Origin of the sequence: Streptomyces dangxiongensis (genome assembly GCF_003675325.1) — a bacterium.
Lineage (GTDB): Bacteria > Actinomycetota > Actinomycetes > Streptomycetales > Streptomycetaceae > Streptomyces > Streptomyces dangxiongensis.
This window is the reverse complement of record NZ_CP033073.1, coordinates 3753028-3769557: the sequence shown is the minus strand read 5'-3', so window position 1 is coordinate 3769557 and position 16530 is coordinate 3753028. Positions and strand designations below refer to the sequence as shown.

Here is a 16530-nt window from a genome sequence, read left to right as displayed (position 1 = left end):
GGCAGACGCCGCACACGCAATCAGCTCTCGGGGCCCGGTCAGGGTTCGCTCAGGGACGTTCCCTGATGAGCCGGGCCGTGGGGTTGGAAGAGACTCGTGACCGGGCCGTTCGACCGCCGGTCTCACCCCCACCACTTTGGAGAGCCTCACTGTGAACAGCTCCACCATGCGCCCCCGTTGGTCCACCGTGGCCGCGTCCGGCGCCGTGCTGGCTGCCCTGGCCGCGGGTACGGCCGCGCCCGCCTCCGCCGCCACTCCGGCTCCAGCGCCCGCCGCCGCGACCGGCGCGCCGCTGCCCAGGCTCGACCCGGCCAAGCTCCAGGCAGCCATCGGTGGCCTGCCGGACGCGGACGTCACCGGCGCGTTGCTGCGGATCACCGGTCGCGCAGGCCACTGGTCGGGCACCTCGGGCGTGAGCGATCTGGAGACCGGTCAGGGCGTCCCGCCCGACGCGCACATCCGGATCGGCAGTATTTCCAAGGTCTTCACCGCCACCATCGTCCTCCAGCTCGCCGCCGAGCACCGCATCGACCTGGACAAGCCGGTCCAGCAGTACCTGCCGGGGGTCCTGCCCGCCGACCTCCCGTCCGTCACGGTCGGCCAGTTGCTCAACCACACCAGTGGTCTGCCGCGCGGCGCCTCCAGCGCGGATTTCGGCGACGGCAGCCCCGAGTGGTTCGCCGGCAACCGCCTCAAGAGCTTCACCCCGCAGCAGGTGGTCGACCTGATGGCAGGCCAGCCGATGCAGTTCGCGCCGGGCACCGCGCAGCAGTACAACGGGATGAACTACTACGTCGCCGGCCTCCTGGTCGAGAAGATCACCGGGAACACCTTCGGCCACGAGGCGCGATCCCGGATCACCCGGCCCCTCGGACTGCACGACACCCACGTTCCCGACGCCGACGACCCGCGCCTGCCCGGCCCGCGCTCCCACGGCTACCTGACGGTCACGTCCTCGGACGGCACCACGCGCCCGGTGGACGTCACGGAGCAGAGCCCCTGGCCCTGGGCCGAGGGCGGCATGATCTCCACTCCCGCCGACCTCGACCGTTTCATGACCGCTCTCTTCCGCGGCCGTTTCCTCCCGCCCGCCCAGCAGGCCGAGCTCTTCACCGTCCCCGACGTCCCCAGCTTCCACAGCAGCCAGTGCCGCACCGAGGCCGACGCCGGCCGTGCCTGCATGACCATGGGCATCATGAGGGTGAAGGCCTCCAACGGTGTCGTGGTCTGGGGCAAGACCGGCTCCCGCCCCGGCTACACCAGCGCTGTGTTCGCCACCCGCGACCTCTCCCGCAAGATCGTCTACAGCGTCAACCCGACCAACCTCAACGGCACCGAAATGCGCCACATCCAGCAGATCGCCGCCGCCTCCTTCGGCACCTTGGTCCCGGCCACGAACTGACCCTGCCAAAGGGCCCACACCTCGCGTGAGGCACGGTGTGGTGCGCCACGCGCCCACCGGCCCGGCCGACGAACGGCCCCGGGCCGATGACCTGGGAGGTCTCCTAGCCGGCGCGTGCGGCGGTCCAGGTGATGTGAGGGGGCTCGACTCGTGCGCACAGGGGCCCGCCCTGCGCGTCGGTCAGGCCGAGGCGTCCGACCAGCAGCCCGTCGCGTGCGGCGGCGGCGAGTAGGTCGGCGGGGATGACATCGAGCATGAGCTTGGCGCGGCGGAACATCGTGAAGGTGCCCGACTCGTCGACCGTGCCCCACGACAGGTAGATGAACCGTCGGCCCAGACGATCCTGCACGTAGGGCCCTTCGACCTCGGTGCCGGTCGGCGATGCGCTCGTGGCGCACTCCAGGGTCCATGTCGCGGACGGCGCGTCGCCGGGCTGCGGCTCGAGGAGTTCGGCCGGACGGTCGCGGCGTTGCACGGCGACGTGGATGTTGCCGTAGGCGGGCACTTTGCCGTCGGCAGAGGCGGGGCGAGTGAGGCCGGGCAGGTCGAAGGCGTCGATGCGGATGCGCATAACGGCCATCATCCCGTCTCTTGTGCAGTGGTGCTGCGTCCCCACCCACCGGTCTGGACCGGCCTGACCTTGCGCTCGGCGGCGGCGCGACGCGTGCGTAAGTCACTGGTTCAGGCAGTGGTCTTATGGTGGGTGTCACTAGTCAAGTACTTGCGACAGTACGCGCCAAGTAGACCGCGTCCGGAGTTGGAGCCAAAACGCCGTCACCTGCTTGACCGGTGATGTCACCCGTGGAACAGTCAGTCGTCCACAAGCCGGTGAAGTCGACACACGGAGGATGCGCATGATCAACAGGCGCAGTTTCGGTAAGGCCCTGGGCGTGGGCACAGGCGCGGCCGCCGCTTCACTGGCCGGCCTGCAGGCCGCGTCCGCCACCACCCGGAGCGCATCCGCGGCGTCGGCCGTTCCCACGGCCACTCCCGGCGCGCACGCCACCTTTGCGCGGCCGAAGCAGACAAGGGCCGGCCTGTTGGACGTCGGCTATGCCGAACTGGGCCCCGCCCACGGCCCCGCGGTCATCTGCCTGCACGGCTGGCCGTACGACATCCACAGCTACGTCGACGTCGCCCCACTGTTGGCCGAGAAGGGCTATCGGGTGATCGTCCCGTATCTGCGCGGTCACGGCACGACGCGCTTCCTCTCCGACCGGACGTTCCGCAACGCCCAGCAGTCGGTCATCGCGCTCGACATCATCGCCCTGATGGACGCCCTGAAGATCGAGAGGGCCGTTCTGGCCGGCTTCGACTGGGGCTCGCGCACCGCCGACATCATCGCCGCGCTCTGGCCCCGACGCTGCAAGGCCCTCGTGTCGGTGAGCGGATACCTCGTCACCGATCGCGAGGCCAACCTGAAGCCGCTGGCACCCGAAGCCGAACACGCCTGGTGGTACCAGTACTACTTCTCCACCGAGCGTGGTCGGCTCGCCATGGAGGACAAAACCCTGCGTCACGACCTGACCAGGCTCGTCTGGGACACCGTCTCCCCGACGTGGGACTTCGACGACGCCACCTTCGAGCGCACCGCGGCAGCCTTCGACAACCCCGACTACGCGGCCGTCGTCATCCACAACTACCGCTGGCGGCTGAGCCTCGCCGACGGCGAGCGCGGCTATGACGGACTCGAGAAGCGGCTGGCCGCGCGCCCGACGATCGGGGTACCCACCATCACACTCGACCCCGAGCGCGATCCCTTCACCGCTCCGGGTGCCGGAGCCTCGTACCGGGACAGGTTCACGGGCAAGTACGAGCACCGAACCCTGCTGGGGACCGGCCACAACGTGCCCCAGGAGGCGCCCGCCGCCTTCACCCAGGCCGTCATCGACGTGGACCGCTTCTGACGACACGCCTCACCGCCCCGACTGGTGATCCGACCGCCGCGAACCGAAGGAAGTTCCGCCATGGGAAGCGGGAAGGCCACGGACGGCGCCGCGGCGGCACGCCGTGACGCCGAGGGCTCGGAGAGATCCTTCTCGTGCCTCGCCACCGACCGGGGCCTCTGATTCGGCATTCTTGCCCGATGTGAAAGTCACCTGTCAGAATGGTGACGTGAATCTCGACCATGTCTTCGTCTGCGGAAACCCGGCACTCGACTTCGCCGCGACGCTGCGAGCGCGCCGTTCGGCACGCTTCGAGATGTTCGTGACCCCGGACAGGCTGAACGCTTGGTATGTGGAGTCCGGCATCGTCGACGCGGTCTCGCCCGGCCAGGAGGCCGACGTCGAGCAGGCGACGACCGTACGGGAAGCGATATACAAGCTGGTCGCCGCTCGTCGGCTCGGCGAGCGGTACGACGGAGCGGCGCTGACCGTAGTGAACAACGCCGCACGAAAACCGCCCGCGGTGCCGCAGCTCACTCCGTCGGGGCGATGGACGCAGGCGACACCGGAAGAAGCCCTCTCCATGGTGGCCCGCCGCGCCATCGAGCTCCTGAGCGGGCCGGACGTGCCCCTGCTCAAGGAGTGCGGCAACCCGGAGTGCACCCGCACCTACATCGACCGCTCGCGCGGCATGCGCCGACAGTGGTGCGGGATGGAGTCCTGCGGCAACAAGATCAAGGCGGCCGCGTACCGTGCCCGCAAGAAGAGCCCGACCGCGGCTACCTGACCTCACCCGCCGTCACGCGAAGGTGTTCGATTCCGGTGTCGAGCGCTGCCTTGAGGTGGGCCGAGTCGCCCGTTGACATCATGATGGCCACGCCTCCCTGGACGCCCGCCAGCAGCGCGGCGGCCGTCCGGTCCACATCGAGGTCGGCTTGGGAAGCGACGGCGTCTGCGCAGGCTCTACGGCTCTGACCTGCGCGGATGTCTTCTCCACGGGCGGTCGTGAGGCTCGCGTCGCACCGCTGTTGACCGTAGGTGTCCGGGGCTGATCCGGAGGGTCCGTCGCGACCGCATGCCCCGGGAGCCGGCACCATGCGGGCTCAAGGGATCGTGGCTGGCCGGGCGGGCGAATCCGCCCGCCGCCGCGGCGGTACGGTGTGCGGCAGTCGATCGCGCGTTCTGTGATCGCTGACCAACAAGGGGGTTTCATGAAACACCGCCGCCCGCCCCACTGTCGCAGAGCGATCGCCAGAGCGGTCGGCTCGGCGGGTGCGCTGGCCGTCGCGCTGAGTCTGGGGATGACGCCGGCGGTGGCCGCCGGGAAGACGTCCGACAAGCCTGCGGCCACCGGTTTCTCGGCCGACCAGCCCGACCCGAACACGCCCTTGGCGCCCGAGAACGACGAGGCGCCGCAGCACCACAAGCCCGTACACCCCGAGGCGCTCACGTCCGCCCGGACGGCCCCGTCCGGCCTGCAGCTCACCATGCCCGCGCCGACCGGGCAGAACAGCGTGGGCATGGTCGGCCTGCACCTCGTCGACACGTCCCGTACGGATCCGTACGTGCCCGGCAACAAGCCCCGCGAGTTGATGGTGTCGCTCTGGTATCCGGCCACCGCCACGTCCGGGCACTATCAGGCGCCGTGGATGCCGTCGGTCTCCGGCGCCCACTTCCTCGCCTCGCGCGGGCTGTCGCCGCAGCAGGTGACCCTGCCGAAAACCGCGGGCCATGTCCTCGCCCCGGTGAAGACCAGCCTCGGCAAGCTGCCCGTCCTGCTGTACTCGACCGGGCTGCACTCGGACCGCGCGATGGGCACCGCTCTCGCCCAGGATCTCGCCAGCCGCGGCTACCTCGTCGTCACCGTCGACCACACCCACGACGCCAACGAGGTGCAGTTCCCCGCCAACCGGCTCGAACTCAACAGGATGCCGTCGGGCACCCACTCCTCCGACACGCTCAAGGTGCGCGCGGCCGACATCAAGTTCGTCATCAACGCTCTCGGCAAGATCAGCAGTGGCGGCAACCCGGACGCCGGCCACGCGACGCTCCCCTCGGGGCTGTCGAAGTCGGTGGACACCTCCCGTATCGGGATGTTCGGCTGGTCGCTGGGCGGCGCGGCGGTCGACACCGCCATGCAGCTCGACAAGCGGATCGATGCCGGTGCCAACCTGGACGGCCAGTTCTTCGGGACGGCGCCGAGCAAGGACCTGGACCGCCCCTTCATGCTCTTCAGCTCCGGCGGCCACAACCGGAACAACGACAGCTCGTGGCGCACGCTGTGGTCGCACCTGAAGGGCTACCGGGTCGACATCAAGCTCAAGGGCGCGGCGCACCTGTCGTTCAGCGACAGCGAGTGGATGGTGCCGCAGTGGGCGGGCCTGCTCGGGCTCTCCCAGACTCAGGTCCAGCAGCAGTACGGCACGATCGACCCGAACCGGGCGGTCCAGGTCCAGCGTGTCTACCTCGCCGCCTTCTTCGACCAGGAGCTGCGTCACAAGCACAGCACCCTGCTCGACGGGCCCGCCGGCAAGTACCCGGAGATCTCTTTCGTCCGCTGACCGGACGGCTGACCGGACATCCGAAGGGCCGGGCCTGTTCGCGGGTCCGCCCTTCGGCGCGTGGGAGGGGTGGCGGACCCGCACGGGCCGCCGCCGCACAGGGTCCCGTGTCTCGTACGCCACTTGGGGCGCAAATGTGATGGGCACGTGATCGCAGGGAGCTAGAATGTTCGCATTGTCGAACATTTGGGCGCTCGCGCCGATTGAGGAAGGACCCGCTGCCCTGTCCTCCGCACCCCGGGCGCCGCGCCGACACCGCATCCGCCGCCGCGCCGACATGCCGATGCTTGGCGGGGTGCGCCCGCCGATAGCCTCGATCGTCGTACTCCTGCTGGTGGTCGCCGCCCTGACCGTGATCGGCCTCGAAGGCATCCACACCGCGGGCACCCCGCAGGCCGTGCTGAACGGGGAGCAGCAGATCGCCGCGGACACCGCGCTGTCTCTGCGCACCGCGATCGACGCCGAGGCGGGCACGGTACGCCGTACGGCCGACGCGTACCCGGCGACGAGCACCTCGACCCCCACGACCGCGCTCAAAGCGCTGACCTCTGCCAAGAAGGCGTTCCTCGGCCGTGCGCTGCTCGACGCGCACACCGGGAAACTGCTGGCGACCAGCGGCAGGACCGTGCCGCTGGCCGGGGTGGACGTCGCCAGGACGGCGTCCGGGCACGGGGAGATCCCGCCCCGGCTGGTGACGTCGGGCGGCACACGGCAACTGCTGTACTTCGCCAAGGTCACCCTGCCCGCGCAGCAGGACGATCCCGACCAGGACCAGTACCAGGCCCCGAGCCGGCCCGCCCGGCAGTGGCTGCTGGTGGTCTGCGAGCCGCTCCCCGCCCTCACGGCGTACGGCGACGGGCGCACCGCCGAAGTGCTGGACGCGAGCGGCAAGTCGCTCGCCACCGCGGTCCGTGGCACGGCCTCTCCGGCCGCCGCCCACAACGGTCTGCCCGCGGCTGCGGCGCGCGCGGCGCACAGGTCGGGGAGTGACACCGACGCCTCGGGAAGCCTGCTGGGCGCCACCACCGGCAGCCGGCGCACCGTGGCCGGCTGGGCCCAGGTCGCCTCGGCGACCGGTCCGGGCGAAACCGACGACCTCGGTCTGGTGGTGCTCACCTCCCGCGCGGCGCCCACCACGACCACCGCCGCCGACTACTCGGGCTTCGCGCTCGAGGCGGCCGGGGCGCTGGCCGCGGTCGCGCTGCTGCTCGGGATGGTGCTGTACTTCACCCTGCAACAGCCACTGCTGCGGCTGTACCTGTCCGCCGGCCGTCTGGCCCGGGGCGCGACCGGGGACGGGCCGGCCGCGCCGGCGGAGCTGTCCCGGCCGGTTCCGGTACACGGCTTCGGTGAACTGGCCAGGATCGGGCGGGCCCTGGACTCACTGCGCGGGCAACTGCTCGGCGAGAGCGGCCCGCGGGAGTTCCCGGCCCGGCGCGGACCGGGTTACCGGGCGCTGGCCGTGGCCGGCGTGGTGGTGGTGGCCTGCTGGTCGATGCCGATGATCTTCGTGCTGAACCGGGCGGACACCGCGACCGCGGTTCCGGCTCCGGTCCTCGCCGACCAGCAGGCGCGCACCGAGATCGCGACGAACCGGATCCGGCAGTCCCTCGACCGGTCGTACACCGACCTGAGCGAGGCGGCCGCGAGCCTGCCGGGCCGGAGCCGGGACGCCCAGACCGAGGTTCTGCGCAAATCCCTCGCCGACCACAAGCAGTACCGCTCGCTGTATCTCCTGGACCGCTCGGGCGGCATCACGCTGAGGGTGGGCGGCACACCGCTGCGCACCCTCGTCCACGTGCCCGGCGGCGGTGGGATCACCACCGTCAACACCTCGGGCCGGATACCGGCGATCGCCGCCTACGCGCAGGTCCGGGCCGGCAAGGGCAAGGCCCCGGCGGCCGGGGTGGTGCTGTTCGGCGAGATCGACGTGAAGGCGCTCAACTCCATTCTCCCCAGGCCGAAGCTGGGCAGCGTCTGGGTGACGGACCGCGACGACAAGGTGCTGGCGGCGAGCGTGGGCTACCGCGCCTTCCAGTCGCTGCCCGACTCCGGCCTGACCCGTCTCGCCCGCGCCACCCAGGGGCGCCCCGGGGACCACGGGCACCGCGACCTCGGCGGTGCACAACACGTCCTCCGGCCCATCGGTCGACCGCCGCGCCGCTGGCGCAGAGCGGCCCGACGGCCCGCCTCGGCTGGCACGTGGTGACCGCGGAGCCCGCGGCGGCGCTCCAGATCCCCGCGGTGCAGGCCGAGCAGCGCACCATGCTCGCCGGCATCCTGGGCCTCGCCGCGGGCGCGGCCGGCCTTGGCTGGCTGCATGTCGTGGTGGTCCGGCCGCTGCGCGCGGTCGCCGTGCTCGTCGAGCGGCTCGCCGGCGGAGACCGCCGCACCGTGCTGCATCCGGTCAACCACGACGAGATCGGCTCGGTCACCCGCAGCCTGGAGCTGGTGCGCCAGGCCCTGGCGGAACGCGACCGGGCGGCCAGATCAGGCCAGGCCGCCGGGCCCTCCCGGCCCCCGCGTGAGAACACCCTCCAGCGGTAGAAGGACGGAATCGGCGTGCTCTTCCTCTATGTCATCGTCCTGCTGTGCTGCGCCGCTCTGTGGATCGCCGGAATCCTGGAGCAGCGGCGGCACTTCGCCTCGCTGGAGCAGATACCCACGCGGGTGCTGGTCAACGGCATCCGCGGCAAGAGTTCGATCACCCGGCTGTGCGCGGGCGCGCTGCGCGGCGGCGGCCTGGTCACGGTGTCCAAGACCACCGGCACCGCGGCCCGGTTCATCCATCCGGACGCCACCGAGGAGCCGGTGTACCGCAAGTTCGGCATCTCCAACATCGTCGAGCAGATCGGCATCGTACGGCGGGCGGCGACCTACCGGCCGGACGCGCTGGTGATCGAGTGCATGGCGGTGATGCCCGCGCTGCAGGAGATCAACCAGGAGAAGCTGATCCGTTCCACGATCGGCGTGCTGTGCAACGTCCGCGAGGACCATCTGGAGGAGATGGGGCCGACGCTGGACGACGTCGCCCGCTCGCTCTCCCGCTCGATGCCGGTGGGCGGGGTGTGTGTGACGGCGGAGAAGGACCGGCTGCACATCCTCCAGGAGGAGGCCGACAAGCGGAACTGCCGGCTGATCGCGGTCGATCCGGAGTCGGTGACCGACGCCGAACTGCGCGGCTTCAGTTGGTTCACCTTCAAGGAGAACGTGGCGATCGCGCTCGCCGTCGCCGAACTGCTCGGCGTGGAGCGGCAGACCGCGATGCAGGGCATGTGGGACGCGCCGCCCGACCCGGGCGTGCTGTCCGTGGAGCGCTACGTCACCCACGAGGGCAAGCGGCTGCGGTTCGCCAACGTCTTCGCGGCCAACGACCCCGAGTCGACGCTGATGAACGTCAAGCAGCTGGAGGATCTGGGCGCGATCACACGGCCGATCGGCGTGGTCATCAACTGCCGCCCGGACCGGGTGGAGCGCAACGGCCAGATGGGCACGATCGTCCCCGACCTCGCCGCCGAGACGGTGTTCCTGATCGGCCACCCGACCAAGAGCGCCCGCGACGCGATCCCGGACGGCTTCACCGGGCGGGTGGTGGATCTCGGCGGCGACCGCCGGGAACCCGAGGAGCTGACCGCCGCGATCCTCGCGGAACTCGGCCCGGATTCCTCGCTGGTGGCGATCGGCAACATCCACGGCCAGGGCGAGCTGTTCCTGGAATGCCTCGCCGAGCTGCCGCTGGACGAATCCGAGGACCCGCTCGACGCCGTTCCCGACGGCGACGGCCTGGACCAGGAGACCATGCAGATCGCCCTACCCCGGCCGCGGGTCTCGGTGGCAAGGCCGCCCGAGCCGGAGCCGTATAGCTGGGTGGCGCCTCTGGAGACACCGACGTACGCCTTCCGCGTCCCGGAGCAGCGCGAGCTCGCCCGCCGGTTCGCCGACCGCCAGGGCCGGCCCGACGACCAGAGCACCGCGGACTACCCGCAACACTCCTACGATCCGTCCCAGTCCACGAGGAACCCGTGATCCCCGCCAACCTCAACGCACAGACCGCCGCGCTCGGGATCGCCCTCGGGCTGGTCTTCTCGCTCGTCTGCTATCTGACCACCAACCTCTCCCCCGGGGGCATGATCACCCCGGGCTGGATCGCCCTCACGCTCGTCACCGACGTGCGGATGGCCGGGCTGATGGTCGTTGTAGCGGCGGGAACGTACTTCCTGATGAAGCTGGTGCAGCGCACGGTGATCCTCTACGGCAAGCGGCTGTTCGCCGCCATCGTGCTGTGCGCGGTGCTGATGCAGACCACCGTGATGCTCACCCTCAGCCACGAGTTTCCGCTGCTGTACACGTCACAGACCCTTGGCTTCATCGTCCCCGGCCTGGTCTCCTACCAGATGGCCCGTCAGCCGCTGGCGGCCACGGTCATCTCGACCACGGCGGTGACCCTGGCCACCTACGTGGTGCTCGTCGCCGGTCTGTTGATCGGGGCCCTGCCCACCGGCTGACCCGCTCACCCCTCTCACCCCACAGTCCCAGGAGGATCGGCCATGCACTCCGCACCTGACGGCAGGCGAAGCGGCCCGACTCGCCGCGCCGTGTTCCGGACGATCGCGGGCGTGGCGGCCGCCGGGGCGGCGGGCGGGTACGCCTGGGACCGCCTCGGGCACGGCAGCCACGACAACGGCGGTACGGCAGGCGCGGGCTCCGGCCCGAGCGCCCGGCCCACCGGGCCCCACACCTTCGAGCGGCTGTCCGCCCCCGGCCGCACCGTGGTCCGCGCCGGCGACGGCGGCACGCTCGCCACTTTCACCGACGGCGCCCGTACGGCCGTACTCACCGGGCCCAGCCGCACCTTCAGCGAGCCGCGCACCACCGAGGCCAAGGTGACCACGGACGCCTGGGTGCGGGTGCTGCCGCACGCGTGGCAGCAGGGCATGGAGAAGTCCGCCTGGTTCGAGGGCTGGTTCCGCAAGGCGCTCGTCGACAGCAGCCCGGACGTCTTCGCCGTGGCGTTCCAGTACAGCAGCGCCGGGGCGCCCGACAAGCACAACGCTGCCGGCGTGCGCTACGCGGGCACCGCGCACTTCGGCCCGCGCAATGCCGAGGTCAACAACCCGCTGGACTTCGCCTTCCACGACGAGCAGTCCGACTTCTACGACTATCTGGGCACGGACTGGACCTTCCCGGACGGCACGCGTGTGCAGCCGGAGAAGGCCCGCTACGGCGATGTCGACTGCTCCGGCTTCCAGCGTCTGGTGTGGGGCTACCGCATGGGCATCCCCCTGCACAACACCAACGCCCGGGGCACCGGTCTGCCGCGCCGCGCCTTCGCCATCGCCGCCTACGGTCCCGGCCGCCTGGTGATCCCCCACACCGGCAGGCAGCAGGCCACCGACCTGGGCGTCCTGCAACCCGGCGATCTGGTCTTCTTCGCCATCATCAAGGACCGGCCGGACTTCATCGACCACTGCGGCATGTACATGGGCCTCGACGACCAGGGCCGGCACCGCTTCTACTCCAGTCGCTCCGCCGCCAACGGCCCCACTCTGGGTGACCTGTCGGGCCGCTCACTGCTGGACGGCACCGACTTCTACGCCCGCGGCTTCCGGGCGGCCCGCCGCCTGTGACTCCGCCGCGTTCGCTCGATGTCGCCGCGTGTGACTTCGCCGCGTGCGATGTCGCCGCGTGTGCACCGCCGCTTCACCTGACCTGCTGACCGAGGACCACTGCCATGACCGCCATCCCCGCCGCCCAGCCCACCGGAGCGCAGCAAGCCCGCCGGGCGGCGACCCGCCGCTCCGGCCTGCCGGAGGACGCCCCGCGCTGGGAGCGCCCGGCGCTCGCCGCGGTGCTGGCCGTCGCCGCGGTGCTGTACTCCTGGGGCATCGGGCAGGCCGCGCTCCACCCCTTCTACGGTGCGGCGATACGCTCGATGGCCGGCAGCCGGCGTGCGTTCTCCTTCGGTGGGCTCGACGCCGCTGGTTCGATCAGCATCGACAAGCTGCCCGGCGCCTTCTGGCCCGACGCCGTCTCCGTCTGGCTCTTCGGCCCGCACACCTGGGCGGCCGCGCTTCCGCAGGTCGTCGAGGGCGTGCTCACCGTCTGGCTGTTGCACCGGATCGTACGGGCCTGGGCCGGTCCGTTCGCCGCGCTGATCGCCGCGCTGGCGCTCACCCTCACCCCGGTCACCGTGGCGCTCAACCGTGCCACCATCCCGGACACCGCGCTCACCCTGCTCCTGGTGGCGGCCGCCGGAGCGCTGCAGAAGGCGGTGCGCACCGAGCGGCTGCTGCCACTGATCACCTGCGGGATCTGGGTCGGACTCGCCTTCCAGGCGAAGATGCTGCAGGCGTGGCTGGTGCTGCCGGTCTTCGCCACCGTGTACCAACTCGTCGCGCCGGGAACGGCGTTGAAGCGGGCTGTGCGCGTCCTGCTGGGCGGTGCGGTCGCGCTGGCGGTCTCCTGCTCCTGGATGCTGATCGCCTGGGTGACACCGGCAACCGACCGCCCGTACTTCGACGGAACGTCCGACAACAATCCGTTCGCCCTGGTCTTCGGCTACAACGGCTTGAGCCGTTTCAGCAGCGATCCCACCGCGTTCGGCGCCGTCCCGGGCACCGCCGCCAGCCGCACCACCGGCAACACCGGCTGGGACATGCTGATCAACCACACGGTCGGCCCGCAGGTCGCCTGGCTGCTGCCGCTCGCTGTGGTCGCCGCGGTCCTGGGCGTCGTCCGGCGCGCCGGACGACCGCGAACCGACCTGCCGCGCGCGGGGTTTCTGATGTGGGGTGGCTGGCTGGCCGTGCACATCGTGGTGTTCAGCGTCTCCAACGGCAACCACGCCTACTACACGGCCGTCATCGCCCCGGCGCTCGCCGCGCTGGCCGGCGGCGGGCTCGCGCTCTTCCGAGCGGAGTACGAGGCGAAGTACGAGCCGGAGCAGGAGGCGGAGTACGAAGCGGCCGGCCGGCGGCACATGGCGCTGCCGACGGTGATCGCGCTGACGGTGGCGTGGGCGCTGATACTCGACTGGCCGACCCGATTCCTCTCCTGGCTGCTGCCGGTCGCTGTGATGCTCGCGCTGTGCGGCGTGGTGGGCCTGTGGAGCCGCGGGCCGCGCACCTCCCCACGGATGATCCACGCCGCCCTCGCCGCCGGGATCGCGGCCACCCTGGTCGTACCGGCCGGCTGGGCCGTCTCCAGCCTCGACCCGCTCTACGCGGGCGCCGCCACCTCTCCGATGGCCGGTCCGGTCGGCAAGTCGTACAACGAGCATCACCGTCACGCTCCGCGGAGGGCAGGGCTCGACCGGCCCAGCGCCCGCGACACCGCCCTGCTCGACTACCTCACCACGCACCGCCACGGCGAGAAGTACCTGCTCGCCACCCAGGCCGCCTACACCGCCGAGCCCCTACTGCGCGCGAAGTCCGAACCCATCCTCGTCATGGGCGGCTTCACCGGCAGCACCCCCTTCCCGACCGCCCGGCAGCTCGGCGGCCTCGTCACCGCCCACCAATTGCGCTATGCGCTGCTCACCACCCAGCGCCCCACCACTCCCGCCACCACCTGGGTGAAGTCCCACTGCACCCGCATCCGGCCCACCGCCTACGGCCTCCGCACCGACGGCAGCTTCACCCTTTACGACTGCGCCCGCCCGAGGTGAGGCGACGCCCGCCCGGTCAGAGCCCCGGCCCTTTTCGCTGTCCCCGGTGATCACCTGGGCCAACGGACCACGAGTTCCGGATGGTCGGTGCCGGGTGCCGGGTGCCGGGTGCCGGTGCTGCCCGTGCCCGGAGTGCGCGTGGTGTGGACAACAAGCAAGTCCCAGGCCGCTGACCCGGGGCTCCGATAAGAGCGGGTGACGAGAACCGAACTCGCGCTGTCAGCTTCGGAAGCTTGGGTACTTGGGTCGCGCCTACCCTCTTGACCTGAGGCGGAGCGCCCCGGTTCCCAGCCTGCCCACCGCTTCGGTACCCGCTATTGCCCGTGGTTCCCCACACAACCTGGCACGCATCTGGCACGGCCGTCCTGGACAGGACTGTTGACCCGCTTTGAGCACTCGCGGCGAGTGGTCCATGTACGCTCGGTGCGTCGTCAGTTGAGACTAGGGGCAGGAGTTGGGGGTTCGATTCCCCTTGCGTCCTTCCTCGTCCTCGCTTCGGCCGCGTAGGCACTGAGGTTCGCTGCACTGGTCCTAGGAAGCACTACGCCAGGTAACGCAACTGCCCGCGCTACTCGAAGGGAGAGCGCCATGAGTAAAATGCGAAAGTCACTTGAGGCCGTTCTGATGGTGGCCGCGGCGGTCGCAGAAGGTTCCGCAGACTGGTCTGCTGCTTCCTGTCTGAGCTGACGACCGGAAGGGCCTTGATGCCGACCTCCGGCATCAAGGCCCTCGCTGTGTCTTAGGTGACGCGACTTGGGTAGCTGCGATCATTCCGGCGGCTGTCACTGTGGTTATCCGTTGTTCCCCGCTCGATTTGGCACGGTCCTGGAGGTTGGAAACGGCTCCCTGTCCGGCTTTACTTGCCTACTCGGGGGCTTGTTTCTCGCCTTTCTTTGTCAGTGGCGACTTGTGACGAAAATCAGCGATCATGGAACGGCCGATTTCAGAGAAAGTTCTGTATTCTTTCCTCTTGTATTTCTCCTCTTCGTTCGCGCGCGCTTGCCGCCTCTCGTGATCGCTTAGAGGGCACTCACTCATTATCTCTAGGGCCAAAGTGGGTACTGCGTCAAGTGCTTCATCCAACAAGTACTCAATAGGGACTGCTTGTTTGCTTGCGTCGACGTTTACAGTAGTCGCCCACGCTGCAGGTTCATAGCGCGCCAGCATGGAAAGTACGTATAGAACCGCCCACCATGTAAGGAGCGGATGAAGGGGGAGGGAATTTCCAGTAAGTGCTGGAAAAGCCATCGAGCGCCCGCGATATCGCGTCCCATGCAGCGCGGCAAAGCCACCTGCGGCGTACTTGCGTAGAGGGTTCAGGTAGATTTGACCATCCAGGCCGCCTCTTGGAGACCCTAGAAAGCTGGACTCCTGCAAGCCTTCTAGAGGCCACACTGTTGGATACCGCTTGAGGAAATTTCCGAGCGAGGGTAGCCCTCTTGGGACTCCAGTTAGCGCAAGTGCACGCGGTGGACCAAAGTCACCCCAGTCCTCGCGCGTACGGTCTGCACCTTCTGAAATTTCCAAGGCTGGGTAATGTTCGCCATCGGATAACCTGCGCCCTCCCATTTCGGGGATAGAGTCCCATACCTCAGAGAGTTGCACTGGAGTGGGAAGTGACGGGGAGTCTAGAAATCGGGCTAGTTGAGTAAAGGCGCCCTTGCCCTGATCGCGAACCGTGAGTCTGCCGATATCCCCTTGTGCGGCGGCTTGGGATATCCCTGGTACTCTGATTCCATGACCGGAAAGTTGCCAATCCTCGGGAGAGGGGCACCTGTCGACATGTGTTGCTGCCGCAATAGCTCTTCCCATCTGGGAAAGGCCGTAAAAAATAAGTACGGGGCGAGTTTCGTATCCGACTGCTTCTGCCGCCCTAAAGTATTGTTCTGACTGCTCCAGTGAGGCAGAAAAAACTTCCTTTCTCCTTCCGCTGTTCCTGACAGGAGCAGGTGGGGCAGAACGTAAGGAACGTAGAGATCTCCACGTCTGCTGAATATCCTTCATCTGCCCTCCAGGTCGCTCTGCACTCGCCCCATGATTGCCGGTCTCCGTTGGCCTGTCGATAGGTTTGCGCGCTTCTCAAATAGTGTTGCAGCATCTCGCTCGGGATGGAGCCTCTGTTAAGGCAACCGCAACCCCAGTTGCTCTCCGTGTCGCGCTGCCGGCTGCTCGTGCTCCTGGCGACCTTCACCACTCCGCGGTTCGGGGAGCTGACGGCCCTGCGGTGCCGGGACGTCGACCTGGAGGGGCTGACGGTCACCGTTCGCCCGACGAGCGACAGGAAGAGGTCGCCGCCGGCCTCGATGCGACCGTACGGAAGGCGCGGGCCGCCGCAGCCAAGCAGGTGCCCGACAGGCCTTCTGGCACGGATCTGGCGCGCGGCGAGTGATCGTCAAGCACAGCAAAAAGGCCCGGGTCGCTGACCTGGGCCTTAATCATGGAGCGGGTGACGAGAATCGAACTCGCGCTCTCAGCTTGGGAAGCTGATGTTCTACCATTAAACTACACCCGCGTAAGTACGGACGGGCCCGTGTGGGGCCGGTGTCCGACGCTCGCTCACCTTACATCATCGCGGAGCCCCGGTGTCGGCAGGTCAGGGGTTTGAGTCGGGCGTGGGCTGGGATACGGCTACGGGCGACCCGAGTTGGGGCGTACCGTTGCGGACCGGCGGTGGGGTTCGGCGGGGCCGGAGTGCCGCCTGGAGAGTCGTCTCTTTGATCCCGTAATGTGGCTTTTGTCGTCCGGGCAGCGAGGCCGGACGCGGCTCTTGGGGAAGGGACTTGAGGGACTTGATGGAACGCACCGTTGTCCGATGCGCGGACGGGCACGTCTTCAGCACCGCTTCGTTCCCGATGCAGCAGGCCGGGCGGCTCGGCCCCGGCCGGCTCGTGCGGTGCCCGCGCTGCGCCCGGCTCCGCAGCGCCGTTCCGGTCGTGGTGGAGCAGCGGCAGATGGCGGTGACGCAGAACGCCTCGTAGCCGGGGCGTCACAGCAGGCGCGCGGAGCCGTCGTGAT

13 protein-coding genes, 1 tRNA gene and 1 pseudogene are annotated in these 16530 nt (G+C 69.4%); 11 read left to right on the top strand and 4 right to left on the bottom strand.

Going from position 1 to position 16530, the window contains the following annotated elements; all coding sequences use genetic code 11:
• Positions 1–151 precede the first annotated feature (151 nt).
• On the top strand, positions 152–1402 hold the full coding sequence (locus D9753_RS16785) for a serine hydrolase domain-containing protein (protein ID WP_240468192.1): 1251 nt from the start codon (positions 152–154) through the stop codon (positions 1400–1402).
• A 103-nt stretch (positions 1403–1505) separates the two neighbouring features.
• On the opposite strand, the gene D9753_RS16780 is transcribed toward D9753_RS16785, so the two are convergent.
• Complete coding sequence (locus D9753_RS16780; protein ID WP_240468191.1) at positions 1506–1973, bottom strand: DUF5990 family protein; 468 nt, start codon at positions 1971–1973, stop codon at positions 1506–1508.
• A gap of 283 nt (positions 1974–2256) precedes the next feature.
• Between D9753_RS16780 and D9753_RS16775 the strand changes: the two genes are divergently transcribed.
• Together D9753_RS16775 and D9753_RS16770 are read left to right on the top strand one after the other, a co-directional pair.
• Entirely contained in the window at positions 2257–3309 is a 1053-nt protein-coding gene (locus D9753_RS16775; RefSeq protein ID WP_121787749.1) for an alpha/beta fold hydrolase, read from the top strand.
• A 208-nt stretch (positions 3310–3517) separates the two neighbouring features.
• The gene (locus tag D9753_RS16770) at positions 3518–4075 is read left to right on the top strand and encodes a CGNR zinc finger domain-containing protein (RefSeq protein WP_121787748.1); all 558 of its coding nucleotides are present in this window, start codon (positions 3518–3520) and stop codon (positions 4073–4075) included.
• On the opposite strand, the pseudogene D9753_RS37980 reads toward D9753_RS16770, so the two are convergent.
• A pseudogene (locus tag D9753_RS37980) lies at positions 4068–4223 on the bottom strand (TetR/AcrR family transcriptional regulator); the annotation flags it as partial. The gene D9753_RS16770 and the pseudogene D9753_RS37980 sit on opposite strands and share 8 nt — an antisense overlap.
• Positions 4224–4499: 276 nt before the next feature.
• Here D9753_RS37980 and D9753_RS16760 point away from each other — a divergent pair.
• The 7 genes from D9753_RS16760 to D9753_RS16735 all read left to right on the top strand — a co-directional run bounded on the left by D9753_RS16760 (position 4500) and on the right by D9753_RS16735 (position 13515).
• Positions 4500–5849: an alpha/beta hydrolase family protein gene (locus D9753_RS16760; RefSeq protein ID WP_240468190.1), complete on the top strand. Its 1350-nt coding sequence runs from the start codon at positions 4500–4502 to the stop codon at positions 5847–5849.
• Between the two features lie 295 nt (positions 5850–6144).
• Entirely contained in the window at positions 6145–8058 is a 1914-nt protein-coding gene (locus D9753_RS16755) for a cache domain-containing protein (RefSeq protein WP_240468189.1), read from the top strand.
• Entirely contained in the window at positions 8055–8396 is a 342-nt protein-coding gene (locus D9753_RS37975; RefSeq protein ID WP_240468188.1) for a HAMP domain-containing protein, read from the top strand. Before D9753_RS16755 ends, D9753_RS37975 begins: the two co-directional genes overlap by 4 nt.
• 15 nt (positions 8397–8411) lie before the next feature.
• Positions 8412–9875: a poly-gamma-glutamate synthase PgsB gene (gene pgsB / locus D9753_RS16750; RefSeq protein WP_121787747.1), complete on the top strand. Its 1464-nt coding sequence runs from the start codon at positions 8412–8414 to the stop codon at positions 9873–9875.
• Entirely contained in the window at positions 9872–10354 is a 483-nt protein-coding gene (locus tag D9753_RS16745) for a poly-gamma-glutamate biosynthesis protein PgsC/CapC (protein ID WP_121787746.1), read from the top strand. The genes pgsB and D9753_RS16745 overlap by 4 nt, the downstream gene beginning before the upstream one ends.
• Positions 10355–10396: 42 nt before the next feature.
• Positions 10397–11476, top strand: a complete 1080-nt coding sequence (locus tag D9753_RS16740; RefSeq protein ID WP_121787745.1) for an NlpC/P60 family protein — start codon at positions 10397–10399, stop codon at positions 11474–11476.
• Between the two features lie 104 nt (positions 11477–11580).
• Positions 11581–13515, top strand: coding sequence for an ArnT family glycosyltransferase (locus D9753_RS16735; RefSeq protein WP_121787744.1), 1935 nt, complete (start codon positions 11581–11583; stop codon positions 13513–13515).
• A gap of 864 nt (positions 13516–14379) precedes the next feature.
• On the opposite strand, the gene D9753_RS39355 is transcribed toward D9753_RS16735, so the two are convergent.
• Both D9753_RS39355 and D9753_RS16725 read right to left on the bottom strand, forming a co-directional pair.
• Positions 14380–15519 carry a YaaC family protein gene (locus D9753_RS39355; RefSeq protein ID WP_394346715.1) on the bottom strand — a complete coding sequence of 380 codons (1140 nt, stop codon included), beginning with the start codon at positions 15517–15519 and terminating at the stop codon, positions 14380–14382.
• 434 nt (positions 15520–15953) lie between these two features.
• Positions 15954–16027 (bottom strand) — tRNA-Gly (locus D9753_RS16725).
• Positions 16028–16307: 280 nt separating this feature from the next.
• On the opposite strand from D9753_RS16725, the gene D9753_RS16720 reads away from it, so the two are divergent.
• Complete coding sequence (locus D9753_RS16720; protein WP_205614174.1) at positions 16308–16493, top strand: hypothetical protein; 186 nt, start codon at positions 16308–16310, stop codon at positions 16491–16493.
• Positions 16494–16530: the final 37 nt, after the last annotated feature.

Bases quoted from the DNA above. Each gene is read 5' to 3' on its own strand.
- D9753_RS16780 (WP_240468191.1), bottom strand. From the start codon at position 1,973: ATGCGCATCCGCATCGACGCCTTCGACCTGCCCGGCCTCACTCGCCCC.
- D9753_RS16775 (WP_121787749.1), top strand. From the start codon at position 2,257: ATGATCAACAGGCGCAGTTTCGGTAAGGCCCTGGGCGTGGGCACAGGC.
- D9753_RS16760 (WP_240468190.1), top strand. From the start codon at position 4,500: ATGAAACACCGCCGCCCGCCCCACTGTCGCAGAGCGATCGCCAGAGCG.
- D9753_RS16740 (WP_121787745.1), top strand. From the start codon at position 10,397: ATGCACTCCGCACCTGACGGCAGGCGAAGCGGCCCGACTCGCCGCGCC.
- D9753_RS16735 (WP_121787744.1), top strand. From the start codon at position 11,581: ATGACCGCCATCCCCGCCGCCCAGCCCACCGGAGCGCAGCAAGCCCGC.
- D9753_RS39355 (WP_394346715.1), bottom strand. From the start codon at position 15,519: ATGAAGGATATTCAGCAGACGTGGAGATCTCTACGTTCCTTACGTTCT.
- D9753_RS16720 (WP_205614174.1), top strand. From the start codon at position 16,308: ATGGAACGCACCGTTGTCCGATGCGCGGACGGGCACGTCTTCAGCACC.